At 47.2% G+C, this 20,474-nt stretch carries 16 protein-coding genes; 14 read left to right on the top strand and 2 right to left on the bottom strand.

Features of this window, described 5'->3' with window-relative positions; genetic code table 11:
* Positions 1 to 42: 42 nt before the first annotated feature.
* Both FYJ53_RS13845 and FYJ53_RS13840 read right to left on the bottom strand, forming a co-directional pair.
* The gene (locus FYJ53_RS13845) at positions 43 to 618 is read right to left on the bottom strand and encodes an SOS response-associated peptidase (protein ID WP_090413527.1); all 576 of its coding nucleotides are present in this window, start codon (positions 616 to 618) and stop codon (positions 43 to 45) included.
* 63 nt (positions 619 to 681) lie between these two features.
* Positions 682 to 2,313 carry a hypothetical protein gene (locus FYJ53_RS13840; RefSeq protein WP_148428677.1) on the bottom strand — a complete coding sequence of 544 codons (1,632 nt, stop codon included), beginning with the start codon at positions 2,311 to 2,313 and terminating at the stop codon, positions 682 to 684.
* Positions 2,314 to 2,576: 263 nt separating this feature from the next.
* Between FYJ53_RS13840 and FYJ53_RS13835 the strand changes: the two genes are divergently transcribed.
* The 14 genes from FYJ53_RS13835 to FYJ53_RS13770 all read left to right on the top strand — a co-directional run bounded on the left by FYJ53_RS13835 (position 2,577) and on the right by FYJ53_RS13770 (position 20,424).
* Positions 2,577 to 3,539 carry a thiamine pyrophosphate-dependent dehydrogenase E1 component subunit alpha gene (locus tag FYJ53_RS13835; RefSeq protein ID WP_013379431.1) on the top strand — a complete coding sequence of 321 codons (963 nt, stop codon included), beginning with the start codon at positions 2,577 to 2,579 and terminating at the stop codon, positions 3,537 to 3,539.
* A gap of 12 nt (positions 3,540 to 3,551) precedes the next feature.
* Positions 3,552 to 4,547 carry an alpha-ketoacid dehydrogenase subunit beta gene (locus FYJ53_RS13830; protein ID WP_013379432.1) on the top strand — a complete coding sequence of 332 codons (996 nt, stop codon included), beginning with the start codon at positions 3,552 to 3,554 and terminating at the stop codon, positions 4,545 to 4,547.
* A 19-nt stretch (positions 4,548 to 4,566) separates the two neighbouring features.
* On the top strand, positions 4,567 to 6,444 hold the full coding sequence (locus tag FYJ53_RS13825) for a 2-oxo acid dehydrogenase subunit E2 (protein ID WP_148428675.1): 1,878 nt from the start codon (positions 4,567 to 4,569) through the stop codon (positions 6,442 to 6,444).
* 23 nt (positions 6,445 to 6,467) lie between these two features.
* On the top strand, positions 6,468 to 7,892 hold the full coding sequence (gene lpdA / locus FYJ53_RS13820) for a dihydrolipoyl dehydrogenase (protein WP_013379434.1): 1,425 nt from the start codon (positions 6,468 to 6,470) through the stop codon (positions 7,890 to 7,892).
* 7 nt (positions 7,893 to 7,899) lie between these two features.
* Positions 7,900 to 8,271: a YccF domain-containing protein gene (locus FYJ53_RS13815; protein WP_013379435.1), complete on the top strand. Its 372-nt coding sequence runs from the start codon at positions 7,900 to 7,902 to the stop codon at positions 8,269 to 8,271.
* Between the two features lie 87 nt (positions 8,272 to 8,358).
* Positions 8,359 to 9,897, top strand: a complete 1,539-nt coding sequence (gene guaA / locus FYJ53_RS13810; protein ID WP_013379436.1) for a glutamine-hydrolyzing GMP synthase — start codon at positions 8,359 to 8,361, stop codon at positions 9,895 to 9,897.
* Positions 9,898 to 10,387: 490 nt separating this feature from the next.
* Positions 10,388 to 10,465, top strand: coding sequence for a K(+)-transporting ATPase subunit F (gene kdpF, locus FYJ53_RS21890; RefSeq protein ID WP_013379440.1), 78 nt, complete (start codon positions 10,388 to 10,390; stop codon positions 10,463 to 10,465).
* 64 nt (positions 10,466 to 10,529) lie between these two features.
* Positions 10,530 to 12,215: a potassium-transporting ATPase subunit KdpA gene (gene kdpA / locus FYJ53_RS13800; protein ID WP_013379441.1), complete on the top strand. Its 1,686-nt coding sequence runs from the start codon at positions 10,530 to 10,532 to the stop codon at positions 12,213 to 12,215.
* 17 nt (positions 12,216 to 12,232) lie between these two features.
* Complete coding sequence (kdpB, locus tag FYJ53_RS13795) at positions 12,233 to 14,305, top strand: potassium-transporting ATPase subunit KdpB (RefSeq protein WP_013379442.1); 2,073 nt, start codon at positions 12,233 to 12,235, stop codon at positions 14,303 to 14,305.
* 17 nt (positions 14,306 to 14,322) lie between these two features.
* Positions 14,323 to 14,967: a K(+)-transporting ATPase subunit C gene (locus tag FYJ53_RS13790; RefSeq protein WP_013379443.1), complete on the top strand. Its 645-nt coding sequence runs from the start codon at positions 14,323 to 14,325 to the stop codon at positions 14,965 to 14,967.
* A 178-nt stretch (positions 14,968 to 15,145) separates the two neighbouring features.
* On the top strand, positions 15,146 to 15,892 hold the full coding sequence (locus FYJ53_RS13785; RefSeq protein WP_013379444.1) for a carboxymuconolactone decarboxylase family protein: 747 nt from the start codon (positions 15,146 to 15,148) through the stop codon (positions 15,890 to 15,892).
* A gap of 22 nt (positions 15,893 to 15,914) precedes the next feature.
* Positions 15,915 to 17,054, top strand: a complete 1,140-nt coding sequence (locus FYJ53_RS13780) for an aldo/keto reductase (protein ID WP_013379445.1) — start codon at positions 15,915 to 15,917, stop codon at positions 17,052 to 17,054.
* A gap of 305 nt (positions 17,055 to 17,359) precedes the next feature.
* Positions 17,360 to 17,980: a pentapeptide repeat-containing protein gene (locus tag FYJ53_RS13775; protein ID WP_013379463.1), complete on the top strand. Its 621-nt coding sequence runs from the start codon at positions 17,360 to 17,362 to the stop codon at positions 17,978 to 17,980.
* 158 nt (positions 17,981 to 18,138) lie between these two features.
* Complete coding sequence (locus tag FYJ53_RS13770) at positions 18,139 to 20,424, top strand: GGDEF domain-containing protein (protein ID WP_187367931.1); 2,286 nt, start codon at positions 18,139 to 18,141, stop codon at positions 20,422 to 20,424.
* Positions 20,425 to 20,474 lie beyond the last annotated feature (50 nt).

Raw genomic sequence — 20,474 nt, 5'->3', positions numbered from 1 at the left:
TGCGGCGAATACTAAACCTATAGGAATAAATGAGTTTTCCGGTTATCTTACACAGTGCCGGATCAGCTCAGGCGGCACTGCGCGGATCAGCTCAAGGGCGGCGTTGATATCATAAAGCCAGGCCTCTGCCTCAGCTCTCGGGATAATGACCGGCATCCGGTTGTGGATCTCGGCGACCAGACTGACAGGCTCTCTGGTCAGAATGACAAATTCGCGGGTATCGCCTGTCTCACGGTAGATGCCTGCCAGATAAATGAGGGAAGGGCCACTGCCCTCAAAGACAAAAAGCTTTTTCTCCGGCGTCCACTCATAAAAGCCTTCGGCGGGGACCAGACAACGGCGGTTTAAAAAATCTTCCCGGAAAGTCTCTTTTTCAAGCAGTGTTTCGGAGCGGGCATTGATGATTAAAGCTTTGCGGTAGGGATTGGGATAACCCCACTTCATGACTGTTGGCACCCTTCCGTTTTTATCTCCGGCGATATAAACCGGTGCGTACTCGGAGGGAGCGATGTCGCCCTTTGACGCAGGTGCTTTGGTCTCTGCACTCATCAGAGCCTGCCAGAGCCTCCGGGCTTCCGTATCGGTTTTATGTGAGAATAGGGTGTAACGTCCGCACATAGACAGACCTCCTTTATAATGCTGCCCGTATTATAAACCGGGCAGCTGAAAACAGGCTTTAGTTTAGCTGGCGTGTTTACGGGCGAAAGCTGCCGTTCCTGCGAGGACTGCCGCCAGCAGGGTAAAGGGCAGGACTGGTGAGGCGGCGTTATCTGTACTGGTTTTGGGGTTGACTGGGCTGGCTGTGGTTACTGGCTGTGGTACCTCTGGTTCATCGGCCGGTGACTCGCCCGGTGCAGCGAGCGTACCGCTATAGACAGCATTGTTATGGCTGTCATAGGCAGTAACACGAACGCCGAGTGTTTTGCCGGCCATGCTTTCATCAATGGGAATATCATGTTTAAATTCAAGCTCAGAAGGGCCCGACGCGCGTACCAGTGTATCGACAGGCTTGTCAATATTTAGGTCGACACCATCGCCAGTGATATCATAATGAAGACGGGTAATTTTGTTGTTCAGGGTATAGGAATTGTCGCCGTTGTCGACAATATCCTCAGAGGCCAGTTGAATGGGCGCAGTAACGCCATAGATTGCAAGAGTTTCTCCGGCATCTCCGCAGGTAATGCCATCTTTGGTGTCGAGGTCTGCCGCGGTGACAATATCGGCTGTATTGTAGTTGTTTTCATCCGTAGCACCTGCGATTACCTCAGCCCGGGTAATGGCAACCTTTTGCCCGGCGGGCAGCGCCTCCAGCTCTGCCTTAACAGTATTGCCGCCGATCGTGAGAGAGGGTTCTCCAATACTGTAATAGTAATAAGCCATACGGTCGGGACTGTCAATAGCGCCCTGGGCCTGGAGAGCGCCGAGCTCAACGCTGTAGCTGGAGCTTGACTTTTTCAGGTTGTACAAAACACAGTGGACCTTGCCGGAAGCGTACTCGGCCGCATCAGCAGCGCGCCATTCAGGTAGGATCTCACAGAAAATACTTTGTGACCAGTAGCCGGGAAAGGGATCGCTGTAAACACGGTAGCCGTTATCGTCTGCCCAGGTTTTTACAAAATTAAAGTGTTCATCTGGAGAAAAACGTGCCAGTACCTTGTTTTCAGAAACGCCGATGGTGATGGCCTTTTGAGTCTGGGCGAGTACTGTGGAGTCTTGTTCCTCCAGCGTAACTGTGATGGTATAAGTCCCCTCAGAAAGCTCTGGATAGGCCGCACCATTTGCGTCCCGCCATTTCATCTGGTCAATCTCATTGCCTCCTGCGATCATAGCATAAAAAGATTTATCATTATAGTAGCATTTGATAGAGGCGTTGTTAAAGTCGCTCCCATTAACTGGGTCGGTGCTGATCAGCTCTGGCATGCCGGAGCTTTTGATATCCTCTGTGGTAACCGGACTGTAGTAATTCAGATTGTTGGGTAGATAAAGACTTGTGTTTCCCTTGACCGAGGTAGTGACATTTCTGACTGAAGTGCCGTCTGCATCTGTCAGCGAAACGGTCAGGACAGCGTCATCTGGCAGACTGCTTCTGTTTTCGATGCTGCCGAGAACATAAAAGCTTCTGCCAGGGGCGATGGTGGTTTCTGCTTCAGAGGGTGTTTCAATGCTCAGGGATGCGGAGGGCGCAGCCGCAGCGCCGGCCTCCTCAGCTAAAACGCCAAAGGGCCAGACGAGCAGTGTCAATGCCACAAAAGCACAGCAAAAAAGCCTTGAGAAGCGGCTTTTTAAATGGAATGATCTTGCATTTGATTTCATAATAAACCTCTCCTTTTAAATGTAATCATAAAAATAGTATATCATTTGAAAAGGCCCGTAACAACCGGCTTTTGCCGTCTTGAAAAACACTTGAAGAATTCAGGAAGATGTTTCTGCTTCATTCTTTTTTCAGAAGGGAATTAATACTTTCCTTTTAAGCCAAAAAAAGCTATAATATTATATAATGAACAATAAATAATGGGTAAATAGGACATTTGCCCGGCCTTAGAACATCAAAGATACGAAGATTTGGAGGATTATCGATGATGGAATTTGATAAAGAATTATTAACAAAAATGTATTATAGAATGAACCAGGCCCGCTTTTTTGAAGAAAAGGTAGCCTGGCTGTTTTCAAGGGGACAGGTCCATGGGACCACCCATCTGTCTATGGGACAGGAAGGCTCTGCAGTAGGGGCCTGTCTGGCTTTGGACGAGGGAGACCTTGTGTCTCTGACACATCGCGGCCACTCCCAGGCCATTGGCTTTGGCCTTGACGTCAAGCTGATGATGGCGGAATTTTTAGGCAAGGAAACCGGCTACTGCAAGGGTAAGGGCGGTTCCATGCACATCGCGGATTTGAAATCCGGAAATATCGGAGCCAATGGCGTGGTCGGCGGTGGTTATCCACTGTCCTGCGGCGCGGCATTGACTCAGAAATACAAAAAAACCGGCAAGGTTGTGCTCTGCTTTGCAGGCGACGGGTCGACCAATGAGGGGAACTTTCATGAATCCCTGAATCTGGCATCGGTCTGGAAGCTGCCGGTCATTTTTTATGTTGAAAACAACCTGTACGGCATGTCAACCCCCATCGAAAAGCATATGAATATCGAAAACATTTCGGACCGTGCGGCGGCTTATGGCATTCCAGGGCTTACCATTGACGGCAACGACATAATCGAGGTTTATAAAATTGTCAGAAAAGCCCGTCAGTACGCTCATTCCGGCAAGGGCCCTGTGCTCATCGAGAGCAAGACCTACCGCTACAATGGCCATTCCAAGAGCGACGCCCAGGTTTACCGGAGCAAGGAGGAAGTAGAGGCATGGCGGCAGAAAGACCCCATCACCCGCTTTGAGCGGTACCTGGAAGAAGATAAGGTCATGCTACCGGATCAGATGGTACAGATAAAGGAAGCGGCGTACCAGAGTATTGAGGACGCTGTAGAATTTGCAAAAAACAGTCCTGAACCGCCAGTTACCGCAGTTCTGGAAGACGTATACGCTTAGGAGGTGCTTTTTATGGAAATGCAGGAAATGACTTATCGTGAAGCAATCCGCCTGGCCATGTCAGAGGAGATGCGGCGCGACAATGATGTGATTTTTATGGGAGAGGATATCGGCGTTTACGGCGGGGGCTTTGGTGTCTCTGTTGGCATGATCGACGAGTTCGGTGAGGAGCGCGTCATGGATACGCCTATCTCTGAATCAGTAATCGTAGGTGCAGCTGCGGGAGCAGCTGTGACAGGACTACGCCCCATTTGTGAAATGATGTTTATGGATTTTATCTCGTTTGGGATGGATTCTTTAGTTAACCAGGCGGCCAAGCTGCGCTATATGTTCGGCGGTGAGGCCCAGGTGCCAATGGTTGTGCGTCTGCCGTCAGGCTCCGGCACAGGAGCGGCGGCTCAGCACTGCCAGACGCTGGAGGCATGGATGTGCCATGTGCCGGGGCTTAAGGTGGTCACGCCGTCCACTCCGGCTCAGGCAAAGGGACTTTTAAAAGCAGCCATCCGGGATAATAATCCGGTCTGTTTCATTGAACATAAGCTTCTTTACAAAATGAAAGGTATGGTGCCCGTTGATGACAATTACCTCATTCCCATTGGTGAGACATTTGTGGAGCGCCAGGGAACAGACGCCACCATTGTGGCATGGGGCACACTGCTTGTGAAGGCCATGGAGGCCGCAGAAAAGCTGGCGGAGGAAGGTATTGAGGTAGAGATTGTCAATCCGATGACGCTTTATCCCATGGATATGGGGCCCATTATGGAATCCGTCAGGAAGACTGGCCGTCTGATCATTGCCCACGAGGCAGCCAAAACCGGCGGAGTTGGCGGAGAGATCGCTGCACGGATTGCAGAGAGTGACTGCTTTGACTATATGGACGCGCCAATTATCCGTCTCGGCGGACTGGACGTGCCCATTCCATATAACCGTAATCTGGAAGCCGCTGTGGTACCACAGATAGAAGATCTTATGGATGCCGTTTATCAGGTAGTCGGATGCGACGATTAAATAGAAAGGGATTACAAATATGGCAGCAGATATTATTTTACCAAAGCTAGGAATGGACATGCAGTCCGGAACCATAATGACATGGTATAAAAACGAGGGAGACACCGTCAAAAAAGGTGAACCGCTGTTTGAGCTCATGACCGATAAAGTCAATATCGAGGTTGAGGCCGAGGATAATGGTGTCCTTCTGAAACGCTACTATGAAACAGGCGTGGAACTACCGGTATTTACAGTCATCGGCTGTATCGGGGAGGCTGGAGAACAGGTGCCGGAGCATCAGACGGTTTCGCTGCGCGGCAATATGCAGAGCCCGGGCCACCTCACAGATGAGGACCGCGCAGCGCTGAAGGCCATGCGCAGCTCTACCCGCGAGGGATTTTCAAGCGCGGGCAAAACCATACGCGCCACACCGTCCGCCAGACGTTTGGCGGCAGAGCATAAGATTGATCTGGCAAACGTAGCTGGCAGCGGCCCTAAAGGGCGTATTCAGGTAGAGGATATCGAGGCATTGCTGGAAGTATCCAAAAAAGTAGAGAAAACCGAGGTGCCTCAGCAAAAAGTCTTTACTGAACCAGAGGAAAAAAAGATTGAGGCATCAAGCGTTCCAGAGGAAACCAATGAGTTGGCTGACGAACCGGAAAGCATTGTGGCTGAAGAAACCGAAGAAGCCTTTACCGCAGAGCCGAATCCGGGAATGACCGGAGCCCTTGATATGACCCTTGAGGACCTGGTAGCTGGGATGGGCAGCCTTGAAGCCGAGCTGGGCAGCGAAGCCCATGAGGAGGATGTCATGGAGGGTGCTGCTCAAAAGGCGGAAACAGAGGCAGAAGAAGGGCCACATGCAATCAGTGCGTCACCGCTGGCCGAAAAAATAGCGGCGGTCGAAAATATTGACATTCACAGTATTCCCGAGGGCAGCGGTCCGGACGGACGCATCATGAAGGAGGATGTCCTGAAAGCCATGGCCGAAGGATCAAGCCGCCATGAAAGCGTGATTGAGGAGGTTGAGGTTCAGGAGAGAGCACCTGAGGAAGAGGAAACCACCGAAGAACCCATCCTGGCAGAACCGGAGCCGAAGCCTGAAAAACAGAAAGAACAGTCAGAGCCCGACAATAGAGATGAAGAAGAGAGCATTGTCGTCACAGGCCCTGAGCCAACCACCCCGGTGTCTGAGGAAGCAAAAGGAGCAGCTGATAAACCGCCGGTAAACGGCAGACTTGAAGCCATGCCGTCAAAACGCAGAATTATTGCGGACCGCATGGTAAAGAGCAATCTTGAAAACGCAGTGATCACCCTGACAACAGAGGTAGATATGACCGAGGTTAAGGACCTGCGCAAGAAAATCAGCAAAAAAGTTGAGAAGGAAACAGGCTATCGCTGTACCTATACGGATTTCCTGCTGGTTTCCGTTTCAAGAGCCTTAATGGAGCATCCCTATATCAACAGCAGTCTGTGTGAGGACGGCGTTGTGCTGCATGATTTTGTAAATCTGGGCATGGCTGTGGGAATGGATGATGGCCTGATCGTCCCTGTTATCCGCGACGCCCATGCCGCAAGTTTTTCCGAAATGGTCGAAAAACGCAGCGAGCTGCTCAAGCTTGTCAAGGCGAAAAAACTGACAGGCGACCATTTTAAGGACAGCACTTTTACAGTAACCAATCTGGGCATGTATGGTATCCTGGAATTCACAGCTATTATCAACCAGCCCAACAGCGCGATTCTGAGCGTGGGCGAGGTGGTAGACAGGGTTCGGATCTTCAAAGGCGAGCCGACTCCGAGATCTATAATGAAGATCAGTCTGAATCTGGATCACCGCGTGGCAGACGGCATGGCAGGAGCCAAATTCCTCCAGACTGTCAAGAGCTATATGGAAAACCCGGCCCTGCTGTTATTTTGAATGGGTAGAAAGAGTCAGAGAAAATGAGTGAGAGTAAAGATTTTAAACATTATGACCTGGTGGTACTGGGCGGGGGATTCGGTGGCTATACCGCAGCCATAAGAGCCGCCCAGCTTGGAAAAAAGGCCGCGGTAATTGAAGAAGACCGCCTTGGCGGCACCTGCCTGAATGTCGGCTGTATTCCCACTAAATTTATGCTTCAGAACGCGAAGATTATAAAAGCCTGTGACGGCGCGGCAAAGCGCGGCGTTGTCATGTCACAGCCAAGCGTCAACATGGCGCAGATGATTAAAAATAAAGATGAAAAGGTCCGCCGGCTGGGAGGCGGCATCAAAATGCTGTTAAAAAGCAACGGGGTGGACGTCTATCAGGGAACTGGCGAGGTTTTTCCGGACTATTCCGCTAAAATTACGGATATGGAGGGCGGAGAGGAAATCATCGGCTGGGAAAAGCTGGTCATCGCTACCGGCTCCAACCCCGCCATTCCCGATTTGTTCAGGGATATTCCTGGGCTGCTGACCAACCGCGAGGCTCTGAACCTTCCGTATCTGCCCAAGGAGCTCATCATTGTGGGCGGCGGTGTGGTGGGTTGTGAGTTTGCCACCATTTTCAGTATTTTTGGCACAAAGGTGACCATGCTGCAAAACGGCAGCACCCTGATCAATGGCTTTGATAAGGAGGGTACCGCCTGTGTAGAGGAAAGCCTGGTTAAAAACGGCGTTACCATTCATTACAACGCCTTTGTCCGGGATATTTACAAGGATTCCGCTTCCAACTTCCACCTGGAGGTTGAGATGCGCAATGAGGAACAGCCAAAAAGCTTTTGCTGCGCCGATGTGCTCATGGCCACCGGACGCTGTGCAAACTTAAAAGGGCTGGACAGCCTGAACCTTGAGCTTGACCGCGGCTGGGTAGATGTCAATGATTACCTTGAAACCTCTGTAGCAGACGTCTACGCCATTGGAGACGTGACAGCCAAATCCCATCTTGCCCACGGCGCGTCCGCTATGGCCATGCGGGCCGTTGAGAACATGTTTGGCGGCAGACCCACTAAGATGAACTACAGCCTGATTCCCTCCTGCGTGTATACCCTTCCCGAGGTGGCCTCAGTCGGTATGCGGGAGGAAGCTGCGAGAGAAGCCTATTCAAACGTCAGGGTGGGGAGCTTCCCCATGAGCGCCAGCGGCCGAGCGCTGATCCGTGATGAAAGCCAGGGCTTTGTCAAGGTCATCACCGAGGATAAATACGGTGAGATTCTGGGCATTCACGTCGCCGGTCCAGGCGCTACAGAGCTGATCACTCAAGCCGAGACCATCATGGCTCTGGAGGGAACCATTGAGGATATGTGCCGGATCATCTATCCGCATCCCACCATCTCCGAAGCTCTGTTTGAGGCGGCTATGGATACCTTTGGCATGTCCATCCATCTGCCGAAGAAAGAAGCCTGAAAAGCCTATGAGAACACTGGGAAACATCATCTGGTTTCTGTTTGGCGGGTTGATTTGTGCCCTGGGATGGGTGATTTCAGGCTTGATCTGCTGTGTGACCATCATCGGTATACCTGTTGGGCTCCAGGCCTTTAAATTCGCCAGCTTTGTGCTCTGGCCTTTCGGGCGGGATATTGATTTCAGCGGAATGGGTACAGGCTCTTTTCTGGTGAATATCCTCTGGATCATCTTTTTTGGGTGGGAGCTGGCGCTTGCCTCACTGGCCTTTGGTCTTGTCTACTGCGTTACCATTGTGGGAATTCCTTTTGGCCTTCAGCATTTTAAATTTATGAAGCTGGCACTGATGCCCTTCGGCGCGGAAATTATTACAATTGATTGACGATTAACAGAAAATACTGGCTGAAAAGGGCTTGACAAAGCGTGATTAACGGATAAACTATATACATTAACTCATCAAGGAGGAAAAATGGCAGAAAGAGAAACAATTCTGATCATCGATTTTGGTGCCCAGTATAACCAGCTCATCGCCCGCCGGGTGCGTGAAGCAAGCGTTTATTCTGAGGTGGTACCCTACGATGTATCCATTGAAAGAATTAAGGAAATCAATCCAAAGGGGATCATCTTTACAGGGGGTCCCTCCAGTGTTCACGAAGAGGGCGCTCCAAAGTGTAACCCGGATATCTATACATTGGGGATTCCTGTGCTGGGAATTTGTTACGGCGCCCAGCTTATGGCCCAGCAGCTGGGGGGAGACACCGACTCGGCTGAGATCCGCGAATATGGCAAAAAAGCTGTGAAAATCGGGAAAAAAGACAGCGTGCTGTTCAAGGATGTCAAAGACGATTCCATAGTATGGATGAGCCACACCAATTATATCGCTCAGGTCCCCGATGGCTTTGAGATTGCAGCCACCACCGAAACCTGCCCGGTAGCCGCCATGGAAAACGCAGGGGCAAAAATGTATGCTGTGCAGTTTCATCCAGAGGTAGAGCACAGCCAATACGGAAAAGAGCTGCTTCGCAACTTCATCTACGATGTCTGCGGCTGCCAGGGCCTGTGGACCATGGAAAACTTCATCGAAGAGCAGATAAAGGCTATCCGCGAACGAGTCGGTGATAAAAAGGTGCTCTGTGCTCTGAGCGGCGGTGTGGATTCATCTGTAGCCTCAACCCTGGTGCACCGCGCCATCGGTGACCAGCTGACCTGTATCTTTGTGGACCACGGTCTGCTGCGTAAAGACGAAGGCGACCAGGTTGAGGAGATTTTTAAAAATCGTTTTAAGATGAACTTTATCCGTGTCAACTGCGAAGACCGCTTTCTCGGCAAGCTGGCCGGCATAGATGATCCTGAACGCAAGCGCAAGATCATCGGCGAAGAGTTTATCCGTGTTTTTGAAGAAGAATCCAGCAAGCTGAAAAATATTGATTACCTTCTCCAGGGAACCATTTATCCAGATGTTATCGAGAGCGGCACCAAAAACGCCGCAGTAATCAAAAGCCACCACAATGTTGGCGGCCTGCCCGAGGATGTGGATTTTGAGCTCATTGAGCCTCTCCGCAACCTTTTCAAGGACGAAGTCCGCGAGCTTGGCGAGGAGCTTGGGCTCGACCATGACTTGGTTTGGCGCCAGCCCTTCCCAGGCCCGGGTTTAGCCATCCGCGTTATGGGCGAAGTCACCAAGGAAAAGCTTGATCTGCTGCGCGAAGCTGATTTTGTTTTCCGCGATGAAATCGCAAAAGCCGGTCTGGACGAAGAAATCTGGCAGTACTTTGCGGTCCTTCCAGGTAACCGCAGCGTCGGCGTCATGGGCGACGAACGGACCTACGACTACACTGTTGGTCTGAGAGCCGTCACCTCTGTCGATGGTATGACTTCTGACTGGGCAAGAATCCCCTTCGATGTAATGGAAAGTATCTCTACCCGCATTGTCAATGAAGTTCCCCACGTTAACCGTATCGTGTACGATATTACGAGCAAGCCGCCATCAACGATTGAATGGGAATAGATAATAAAACAACAAAACCCTCGAAAGGTTTATACAAAACCCTTTCGAGGGTTTATTTTATTGTATAAGATTTATGATATTTTAACAAAAATCAAAAAATATTAACAAAATATTTACTTAGCCCTGTATATAATCATATACAGGGCTAAGCTCAAAAGAAGTAACCGGCACGAAGACGCTTTGTATATATGTCCGTTATCCGTTTTGTGGAGAATCAGATAAAGACATATTTATTTTATGTGGACATGTATCATGAAAATGCGCATTTATTCTTTCTTAATATCTTTTTTAAATTATGTACACTTTATTTATATGAAAACAGATAGAATAAACTGGCAATATCAAATAGGCAAACAGGAGGAATAAAAAAATGATGGATGTAATTATGGTAGGGACATTGATTGTCTGTATCGTTTCAATGCTGGGCTTCACTGTTTTTTGCAGTAAGCAGGTAGACAAAAAAAGTCCTGTCAAAAAGGAGGAATAGAGAATGCTGGTACTTGGAATTATTATTGTGGCAATGTTTGGTTATCTCACCTACGCACTCATAAATCCAGAAAAATTTTAAAAATAAAACATATTGCTGAGATGGCAGTAGCACTAAAATAAAAAAAGAGATGAAGGAGTATTAAATGTTACAAGTTGCTTTAACTTTAGCATTGTTTGTGATTATTATTTTTCCGTTGGGAACATATATTTATCACATCGCAACCAATAAAAAGACCTTTGCTGATCCGGTCTTTGACAGAGTTGACAATGCCATTTATAAAGTATGCGGCGTCGATATGGATCGACAGATGAACTGGAAACAGTATGCTGTTGCTCTGGTCGTCACAAATGCTTTTATGATTTTTATTGGTTACATCATTTTAAGAATTCAGTTTTTACCTGTTTTCAACCCAAATGGGATTGAGGGAATGGAAGCCAGTTTGTCATTTAACACAATCATTAGTTTTATGACCAATACAAACCTCCAGCATTACTCGGGTGAATCCGGCCTTTCCTATTTGAGCCAGATGCTTGTCATTATTTACATGATGTTTGTTTCAGCGGCCTCGGGTTACGGCGTTTGCGTGGCGTTTATCAGGGGTCTGGCTGGCGGTAAAGACGGCAGAAAAGCCATGGGAAACTTTTATGCGGATCTTATCCGTATCACTACCCGCGTTTTATTGCCGTTATCCATTATTTTGGGGACTTTCCTTATTTCTCAAGGGGTTCCGCAAACATTATTGGGAACCGCAACGGTTGCTTCCTTGGAAGGTGGTTTGCAGGATATTGCGCGCGGACCTGTTGCGGCGCTTGAAATTATCAAGCATTTAGGCACAAACGGCGGTGGATTCCTTGGCGCGAATTCATCAACACCGATTGAAAATCCAACGATTTTAACAAATATCTGTGAATTATTATCAATGATGATCATTCCAGGCGCTCTGGTCGTTGCCTTTGGTCTTATGATCAAGGACAAAAAGCAGGGATGGATGGTATTTGGAGCAATGGCCATTATTTTCGTAATTGGCCTTGGCGTATGTATGACGGCTGAACACGCCGGCAATCCGGCACTGGCAGAAGTAGGCTTAAACCAGAGCATGGGTAATTTTGAAGGGAAAGAAGTCCGTTTTGGGATTGACCAGTCAGCACTGTTTACAACGGTTACCACCTCGTTTACAACAGGTACTGTTAATAATATGCATGATTCCCTGACACCTCTTGGCGGCATGGTTCCGCTGCTTCATATGATGCTGAACTGCGTATTTGGCGGCGAGGGCGTCGGATTGATGAATATTTTGACCTATGCAGTGCTGACGGTCTTTATCTGCGGGTTAATGGTTGGCCGTACACCTGAATTCCTGACAAAGAAAATTGAAAGCAGGGAAGTAAAACTGGCGGCGCTGGTGATCATTATCCATCCACTGCTGATTTTAGGCTTTTCAGCCTTGGCGGTATCCGTACAGGCTGGTCTTGACGGCATTACGAATCCAGGCTTCCATGGGTTATCCCAGGTGCTTTATGAATATGCTTCTTCGGCCGCCAACAATGGTTCTGGCTTTGAAGGGCTTGCTGATAACTCAGTGTTCTGGAATGTTACAGCCGGCCTGGCAATGTTCTTTGGCCGTTATTTAGCGATTATCCTTCAGCTGGCTTTTGCAAGCTCCCTGATGAATAAAGCGTCTGTCAGCGTAAGCGCAGGCACGATGAAAACAAACAATGTTATGTTCATGATTTTGCTGGTTTTAATCGTCTATGTAGTCGGCGCGCTGACATTCTTCCCGGCTCTGGCACTTGGACCAATTGCAGAGCATCTTACATTGTGGTTCTAATAAAGGAAGGATTATAAATGAGTAAACAAGAAAAACAAACGAAATTTATAACAAGAGATATACTCAAAGATGCCTTGATTGGATCTGTTAAAAAACTAAATCCGGCCTACATGATTAAAAATCCAGTTATGTTTGTTGTTGAAATTGGATTTTTTATCTCACTGATACTGACCATTTTTCCAACTTTATTTGGAGATATTGGGGATGTCAGTCATCTGAGGCTTTATAATGGCATCGTAGCAGTTATTTTGTTGATTACGGTTCTTTTTGCAAATTTTGCTGAATCGGTAGCAGAAGGACGAGGCCGCGCACAGGCAGAATCATTAAAGAAAACCAAAAAAGACACACAGGCCAGAGTTATCAGAGCAGATGGAAGTGAAGAAACATTGAGCTCAAATGAACTCAAGAAGGGCGATATTGTCTTTGTTAAGGCAGGAGAGATGATTCCGAACGACGGTGAGGTTATCGAAGGGATAGCATCAGTGGATGAATCGGCGATTACTGGTGAATCAGCGCCGGTAGTGCGTGAAGCGGGAGGCGACTTTGCTTCTGTCACTGGTGGGACAACAGTTGTCAGCGATTGGCTGAAAATTAGAATTACAGCGGACCCGGGTGAATCCTTTTTAGACAAGATGATCAAGCTGGTTGAAGGCGCTTCACGTCAGAAAACACCAAATGAGGTTGCTTTGACAACTCTGTTAGTTGGCTTAACCATCATTTTCTTATTGGTAATTGTCACATTGTATCCGCTTGCGGGCTATTCCGGTGTTCAGATTCCGATTTCGACGATGATTGCTCTGGCAGTTTGCCTTATACCAACGACCATCGGAGCGCTGCTCTCTGCAATTGGTATTGCCGGAATGGATCGTGTTACCCGGTTTAATGTTATCGCAATGTCCGGTAAGGCCGTTGAAGCCTGCGGAGATGTCAATACAATGATCCTGGATAAAACAGGGACGATTACCTATGGCAACCGCTTAGCGGCGGATTTTATCCCTGTTGGTGTAGAAAGTAAAAACGATTTAACGGATTATGCTGTGATGTGCTCTATCAATGATGAGACGCCAGAAGGGAAATCGACAGTTGAATTAGGCAAACAGCTCAATACAAAGGGTATAACAGAGGAAGCAAAAAATGCAGAATTTATTGAGTTCTCTGCTCAAACACGAATGAGCGGCATAGATCTGCCCGATGGTACAACAATCCGTAAGGGCGCTTCGGATGCTATTATAGACCGCGTCAAAAAAATGGGTGGTGTCATTCCAAGAGATCTTGAAGAAACCGTAAATAATGTTGCGGCTCTTGGCGGAACACCTCTGGTAGTGTGTGTTAATGAGCGCATCTATGGGGTTATCTATCTGAAGGATACGGTAAAGCCTGGATTGGTAGAACGTTTTGACCGCCTCCGCCAGATGGGGATTAAAACCGTTATGTGTACTGGGGACAATCCTCTGACAGCGGCCACCATTGCGAAGGAAGCAGGAGTTGACAGCTTTATCGCAGAATGTAAGCCAGAAGATAAGATTGAAGCTATCAAGAAAGAACAGGCTGAAGGAAAGCTGGTGGCAATGACCGGTGACGGAACAAATGACGCCCCGGCACTGGCGCAGGCAGATGTCGGCTTGGCAATGAACAGTGGGACAACGGCTGCAAAAGAAGCCGCAAATATGGTGGATCTTGATTCAAACCCGACCAAAATTCTCGAAGTTGTTGAGATTGGAAAGCAGCTGTTAATCACACGTGGCGCCTTGACAACTTTCAGTATTGCCAACGACATCGCGAAATACTTTGCTATTATTCCGGCGATGTTTACATTGGCAATTCCTCAGATGCAGATTCTTAACATTATGCATTTGTCTACTCCCTACAGTGCTATTTTATCAGCGTTAATTTTTAATGCGGTGATTATTCCACTTTTAATCCCGTTAGCAATGCGCGGCGTCAAGTATAAGCCCATGAAATCAGAATCCATGCTGCTGCGCAACATTCTGATATATGGCCTTGGAGGCGTGATTGTGCCTTTTATAGGGATAAAACTCATAGACCTGATCATTGCGCCACTGGTCATGGCGATCGGGCTGGGAATATAAGAAAGGATTGATTTATAATGAAAGAAATCATCACGACAACGCTAAAGCCTGCTTTATTAGTAACCATTGTTTTACTGGTAATATGTGGTTTGCTTTATCCGCTCGCGCTGACAGGTATTGGACAGCTTGCCTTTAACCATCAGGCGAACGGCAGCATTATCACCGTTAACGGCAAGGAAGTGGGATCAGAACATGTTGGTCAGCAGTTTACAGAGCCATATTTCCTGAAGGGACGTGTCTCTGCCTATAATTATAACACTTACACAGAAGAAGACTTGCAGATAGATCCGGAAACGGGAGAGGCGAACTACACAGGCGTCGCATCAGGCGGTTCAAACTATGGAAACAGTAACCCTGAGCTGCAGGCCCGCGTGGAAGAAAGCATCAATGAATTTTTAGCGGCCAATCCAGGTGTCAAACGCGAGGACATTCCAGCTGATCTGATGACAGCCTCTGGTTCTGGGCTCGACCCGGATATCTCACCGGCATCTGCTGAGATTCAGGTGCCAGCTGTTTCAAAGGCAAGCGGTATTCCGGAGGATGAGCTGCGGCAAATGATTGCCGATAATACGGAAGGTAAGGTTTTAGGCATTTTTGGTCAGGACCGTGTTAATGTGTTAAAAGTAAATATTGAGATTGCTCAAAAAATGGGCCTTTTATAAACCTGAGAAGAACATCATAATTTTAAGCAGTAACATTTCTGTAAAATAACAGCCGTATATGAGCCAGCAATATTTTGTCTGGCAAGCATATACGGTTTTTTTGATTTTTTGAAAAAAACGCTTGACTTGAAGTGAACTTCAAGTGCTAAGCTAGGGGATGTAGAAAAGAGGGAATAAAATGACAGAAAAATCAAAGGAATACTTTAGTGGACTTTTTTCAGAAAACGACGGGAGCCTGTTTGGGACAGATCCTGAGTTTACAGATTTTTTCAGCCGTTTCGCGTTCGATGAAGTGCCAAACCAGGATGATTTGGACACGCATACCCGTACATTGGCGATTTTGGCAGCACTGATCGGCTGCCAGGGCGTAGAATTGTTCAGGGACATGCTGCCTGAAGCCATAGATTACAAAGTGACACCCGTTGAGGTGAAGGAAATGATCTATCAGGCAACGGCCTATCTTGGAATCGGCCGGGTATATCCCTTTCTAAGGGCAGCCAATAAGGAATTTACAGACCTGGGTGTAAAGCTGCCATTGCCAGGGCAGGCAACAATAACGGCAAATGACCGTGTTGAAGCCGGAGAGCAGCTTCAGGTCGATATTTTTGGTGAGCAGATGAAAGGTTTCGCTGAATCTGGCCCTGAGGAGAGCCGGCATATCAATAAGTGGCTGTCAGGCAATTGCTTTGGGGATTATTATACCAGGACAGGGCTTGATCAGCGCGAGCGTGAAATGATCACCTTTTGCTTTTTAGCTGCCCAGGGGGGCTGTGAGCCGCAGCTCATAAGCCATGCGGCGGCTAACATGCGTATTGGTAATGATAAGGCATTTCTAATTAAAGTTATTTCCCAGTGTATCCCTTATATTGGGTATCCACGCAGTCTAAACGCACTGCGGTGTGTCAGCGAGGCAGAAAAAGAATAAGCATAAGAAGGAGTTAGTGAAAATGATTTATAAAGAATTTCAGGATTTAAAACTTTCAGCCCTGGGGTTTGGCGCGATGCGCCTTCCAGTAAAAGATAATGACCCGAATGCGGCCATTGATGAGGCAGCAGCTGCGAAAATGGTTGACGAAGCCATTAAAAATGGGATCAACTATTTTGATACGGCGTATGGCTACCATAACGGCCAGTCAGAGATTGTGATGGGAAAAATATTGAGCAATTACCCGCGTGAAAGCTACTATCTGGCCACCAAATTTCCAGGCTACGACCTGTCCAATATGAGCCGGGTAGAGGCGATTTTTGAGGAACAGCTGAGAAAATGCGGAGTTGATTACTTTGATTTTTACCTGTTCCACAATGTGTATGAAAAAAATATTGATCCCTATATGGATGAAAAGAACGGGATAATGGAATACCTCCTGAAGCAGAAGGCTGCGGGCCGGATAAAACATCTGGGATTTTCTGCCCACGGCAGGTATGATACCATCAAACGCTTTCTGGAGGCCTACAGCGACCATCTGGAGTTTTGCCAGATACAGCTGAATTATCTGGACTGGACCCTTCAGGACGCCAAGGCCAAGGTAGAGCTGCTCAATGAATATCATATGCCGATCTGGGTGATGGAGCCGCTTCGCGGCGGTAAGCTGGCAAGCCTTTCGGATGAGAATATGGCAAAACTCAGAGCATTTCGTCCGGAAGCAGGCGCACCGGAGTGGGCGTTTCGATTTTTACAGTCGATCCCTGAGGTGACAATGGTACTTTCGGGCATGTCGAATGAAGAACAGCTAAGGGTCAATATGGCAGTCTATGAGGAGGAAAAACCGGTAAATGAGCAGGAGCTGGACTGTCTCATGGAGGTGGCAGACAGCATGGTGGACAGTCTCCCGTGTACAGCATGCCGCTACTGCACCACCTATTGCCCCAAAGAACTGGATATTCCAACCATTCTATCACTTTATAATGACGCCCGCTTTACCAACAGTGTTATCACACAGATGGCCGTGGGCGCCATGCCGGAAGAAAAACAGCCGAGTGCCTGCATTGGCTGTAAAAGCTGTGAGGAGGTCTGTCCGCAGCAGCTCAAAATTTCCTCGGCCATGACTGATTTTGTGGATATACTAAACCAGCCAGCTGGGTTATAATAGGTTATGAAAGTACGAACATAAACAGAGCAAAAGCCCTGAAAAGACAATACTTTTCAGGGCTTTTTTGATGGAAAGAAGGGATTGCTATAAAAAAGCTGCATAATGAAATAAAAACAGATCAATACAGAGAGCTCACCATTGACTGTGAAAACTGCTGTGGGCTGTGCTGTGTCGCCCTGTATTTTTCAAAGAGTGAAGGGTTCCCGGAAAATAAGCGGGCAGGCAAGCCCTGTGTCAATTTACAGAAGAACTTCAGATGCAGGGTACATACTGAGCTTGAAAAAAGGAAACTAAAGGGCTGTATGGCCTATGATTGTTTTGGAGCAGGACAAAAGGTGACGCAGACAGTTTATCATGGGAAAAGCTGGCAGGATAAAGATGTTAAGCCTGATGAAATGTACCGGGTATTTCTTGCGGTATATCAGCTCCACCAGATGCTCTGGTATTTGAACGAAGCGGCGCTGCTGATTCCCGCAGCGGACATCGATGGAGTAATTGAAAGTGCCATTCAGGATTTAAACAGGCTGACCCGGCAGACACCAGAGGCGCTGCTGAAGCTTGATCTGGAAGCATGCCGCGAGAAGACAAACCGGCTTTTGAAAGAGGTCTGGCACAGGGTTCAGAATACGGTAAAATCAACTGTTGAACCCCAAAAATCAGTAGATTTTATCGGTAAAGATTTCAAAAAAGCAGTGCTGGACGGACAGGACTTTAGCATGAGCCTGCTCATTGCGGCCAATTTGGAGGGATGTTCTCTAGGAGGTGCTAATCTTCTGGGGGCAGACCTCAGAGATGCAAATTTAAAGAATGCCGACCTGCGTGAAAGTATTTTCCTGACGCAGGCCCAGGTTAATACCGCAAAAGGAAATGCGTATACTAAGTTGCCTGAATTTATAACATGTCCAAAAACATGGAGAAAATGACAGGCTGCAGAATTTTAGCAGGGACAAAAGACACCCTTTAAATCAGCCAAATTACTTGTGTTTATGCGAATTATCATGTAAAATAAAAACAAGTCTATTTTAGCTTGGTTTCTTATAAATGTGAGTTAAAATAATTTAAGATGATGAAAGGGAAACGGATGATTGATAAAGATAACCAGCACAGCTTTGTAAAAACCTATGTGATTGCGGTCATTATCTGTATTGGATTCCTTGCTTTCAGTCTTTTGTTCATTTTTCACATTATGAGATTGAATCAGCAGGAAAGCGCAAACTACCTTAACGAATCGGCCCAGCAGAGCCAGACCTCTGTGGAGAAGCAGATCAGCGGTGATTTTCAAACGCTGGACGGCATTGCGGAGTGTGTCGGCGATCTGGATGTTTTAAACGCAGACCAGATCGGCCAGCTGCTCAAAAGGATCAATGACAACAATGTCTTTATCCGGATGGGATTTGCGGATAAAAACGGTATTATTGATTTTTATGATATTAATGGGGATACCCATAAAAATGTAGATATTTCAAGGGAATATTTTTTCAACGACGCCCTGACAGGTAAAGATGTGATCTCACGCACGGTAGAAGATCCAATAAATCCAGGGCAGTATATCAATTATTATGCGGTACCTATACGACATAACAACGAGGTCGTCGGGGTGCTCTGTGCGGTCAATGAGGCATCAGTGCTCCGAAAGATAATTGACACGCCGGTCTTTAATGACCGGGGATTTACCAATATTATCGACAGCAGCGGTGATATCATCATGCGTTCAGCGCAGACTGGTGAACGCTATAGCAATGTGACCAAGCTGAATGAGCTCGGAATATTGTCTGTCGGGGAACAGGAAAAACTAAATCAGGCTTTAAAAGAGGGCAAAAGCCTTAGCTTTGTCTATGACAGCGAAGATGGAAAGGAGATGGCTGTGTTAGAGCCTGTTGGTATCAACGGGTGGTTTATTTTAACCGTCGCACCTCAGTCCATCGTTAGAGATTATTATAATAAAACCGCCATTGGCATGATTTTGATTGTGCTGGCTGCCTGTCTGATTTTTCTTTATCTCTTGTACCATCAGAGCAAAATTATGTCTAAAAGCCGGAATGAGCTTTTGAGAGCCGCCTATGTTGATCCCCTGACTGGACAGCGTAACAACACGCGTTTCCGTATTGATGGGGAAGAGGTACTGAAGGAGAACAAGAACGCCCCCTATGGTATCTGGTACTGCGATATAAAGAAATTTGAATTTTTAAATGACTTGTATGGCTATGAAAATGGCGATAAAATACTGAAATGCTTATCGGATATTTTGCTGGATCACAGCAGAAAGGACGATCTTTTCTGTCGGGTTTCGGCGGATAACTTTGCCGGTATCCGTTCTTATCATGAACGTGTTGAGCTTACGGATTGGTTTAACGAGCTGGTCTGGGAAATCTCGGAATCAGTGATGGATAAAACCAGACATCTGCCCATCGAGCTTTGCATGGGTATATACTGTACCGATGACCAGTCTGAACAGCTTACACTCAATGATATGATTGACCGCGCGAATATGGCGCAAAAATCCATCAAGGATCAAGTCGGCAGTCAGATGACCTTTTATACAGAAGAAATTCGAAACCAGACCATCAAGGAAACCGAGATGGAAGCTCTTGGCAAAGAAGCGCTCGAAAAAGAAGAGTTTGTCATCTATATGCAGCCTAAGGTTAACATACAAAAGAATAATATCATTGCCGGAGCCGAAGCTCTGGTCCGCTGGAACAGCCGCCAGAAAGGGATGATCTCCCCAGGCGAGTTTATTCCGTTATTTGAAAAGACCGGTTTGGTCGTTGATCTTGATCGGTATATGTTTGAGAAGGCCTGCCACTGGCTCAGAAATTATCTGGACGCTGGACGGCCAGCTCTTAATGTGGCTGTCAACGTCTCACGGCTTGGCTTATTCCAGGAGGACTTTGTAGAGTATTATTCTGGAATCAAACAGAAATACCGGATTCCAGACTTTCTGCTTGAACTGGAATTTACAGAGAGCGTGATGCTGGATGACTCCAGTACATTTAAAAATGTGGTCGAGATCTTAAAGAAAAATGGTTTCCGTTGTTCTCTGGATGATTTTGGCTCAGGGTATTCCTCGCTGAATGTGCTGAAAAACCTTTCCATTGATATTTTAAAACTTGATATTCTTTTCTTCAAAGAGGGGACAGACCTTCGAAGAGAAAGGGTGGTCATCGCGAATACAGTGGCCATGGCAAAGGAATTAAATATCAAGACCATTGCTGAAGGAGTCGAAGATACGGAACAGGTCGAGTTTTTAAAGAGTATCGGCTGTGATGTGGTACAGGGCTATGTATTTTCCAGACCGATGCCTCTGATGGAATTTGATGAGATGTTAAAAACATTGAGGGGACGGTCGATTGACGTCCTGAAAGACTAATAATGACGGCTTCCCACTTAGGGAGGCCGTTTTTTTACTGTTAAAAAACA

This window comes from Eubacterium sp. BL-380-WT-2B (assembly GCF_009696115.1).
Lineage (GTDB): Bacteria > Bacillota > Clostridia > Eubacteriales > Eubacteriaceae > Eubacterium > Eubacterium callanderi.
The sequence above is the reverse complement of the archived record's forward strand: the minus strand, read 5'-3'. Positions and strand labels throughout refer to the sequence as shown.

Coding starts and splice junctions, on each gene's coding strand:
- FYJ53_RS13835 (WP_013379431.1), top strand. CDS start 2,577: ATGATGGAATTTGATAAAGAATTATTAACAAAAATGTATTATAGAATG.
- FYJ53_RS13780 (WP_013379445.1), top strand. CDS start 15,915: ATGATTTATAAAGAATTTCAGGATTTAAAACTTTCAGCCCTGGGGTTT.
- FYJ53_RS13845 (WP_090413527.1), bottom strand. CDS start 618: ATGTGCGGACGTTACACCCTATTCTCACATAAAACCGATACGGAAGCC.
- lpdA (WP_013379434.1), top strand. CDS start 6,468: ATGAGTGAGAGTAAAGATTTTAAACATTATGACCTGGTGGTACTGGGC.
- FYJ53_RS13770 (WP_187367931.1), top strand. CDS start 18,139: ATGATTGATAAAGATAACCAGCACAGCTTTGTAAAAACCTATGTGATT.
- FYJ53_RS13790 (WP_013379443.1), top strand. CDS start 14,323: ATGAAAGAAATCATCACGACAACGCTAAAGCCTGCTTTATTAGTAACC.
- FYJ53_RS13840 (WP_148428677.1), bottom strand. CDS start 2,313: ATGAAATCAAATGCAAGATCATTCCATTTAAAAAGCCGCTTCTCAAGG.
- kdpB (WP_013379442.1), top strand. CDS start 12,233: ATGAGTAAACAAGAAAAACAAACGAAATTTATAACAAGAGATATACTC.
- kdpF (WP_013379440.1), top strand. CDS start 10,388: ATGCTGGTACTTGGAATTATTATTGTGGCAATGTTTGGTTATCTCACC.
- guaA (WP_013379436.1), top strand. CDS start 8,359: ATGGCAGAAAGAGAAACAATTCTGATCATCGATTTTGGTGCCCAGTAT.
- FYJ53_RS13830 (WP_013379432.1), top strand. CDS start 3,552: ATGGAAATGCAGGAAATGACTTATCGTGAAGCAATCCGCCTGGCCATG.
- FYJ53_RS13785 (WP_013379444.1), top strand. CDS start 15,146: ATGACAGAAAAATCAAAGGAATACTTTAGTGGACTTTTTTCAGAAAAC.
- FYJ53_RS13815 (WP_013379435.1), top strand. CDS start 7,900: ATGAGAACACTGGGAAACATCATCTGGTTTCTGTTTGGCGGGTTGATT.
- FYJ53_RS13775 (WP_013379463.1), top strand. CDS start 17,360: ATGGCCTATGATTGTTTTGGAGCAGGACAAAAGGTGACGCAGACAGTT.
- FYJ53_RS13825 (WP_148428675.1), top strand. CDS start 4,567: ATGGCAGCAGATATTATTTTACCAAAGCTAGGAATGGACATGCAGTCC.
- kdpA (WP_013379441.1), top strand. CDS start 10,530: ATGTTACAAGTTGCTTTAACTTTAGCATTGTTTGTGATTATTATTTTT.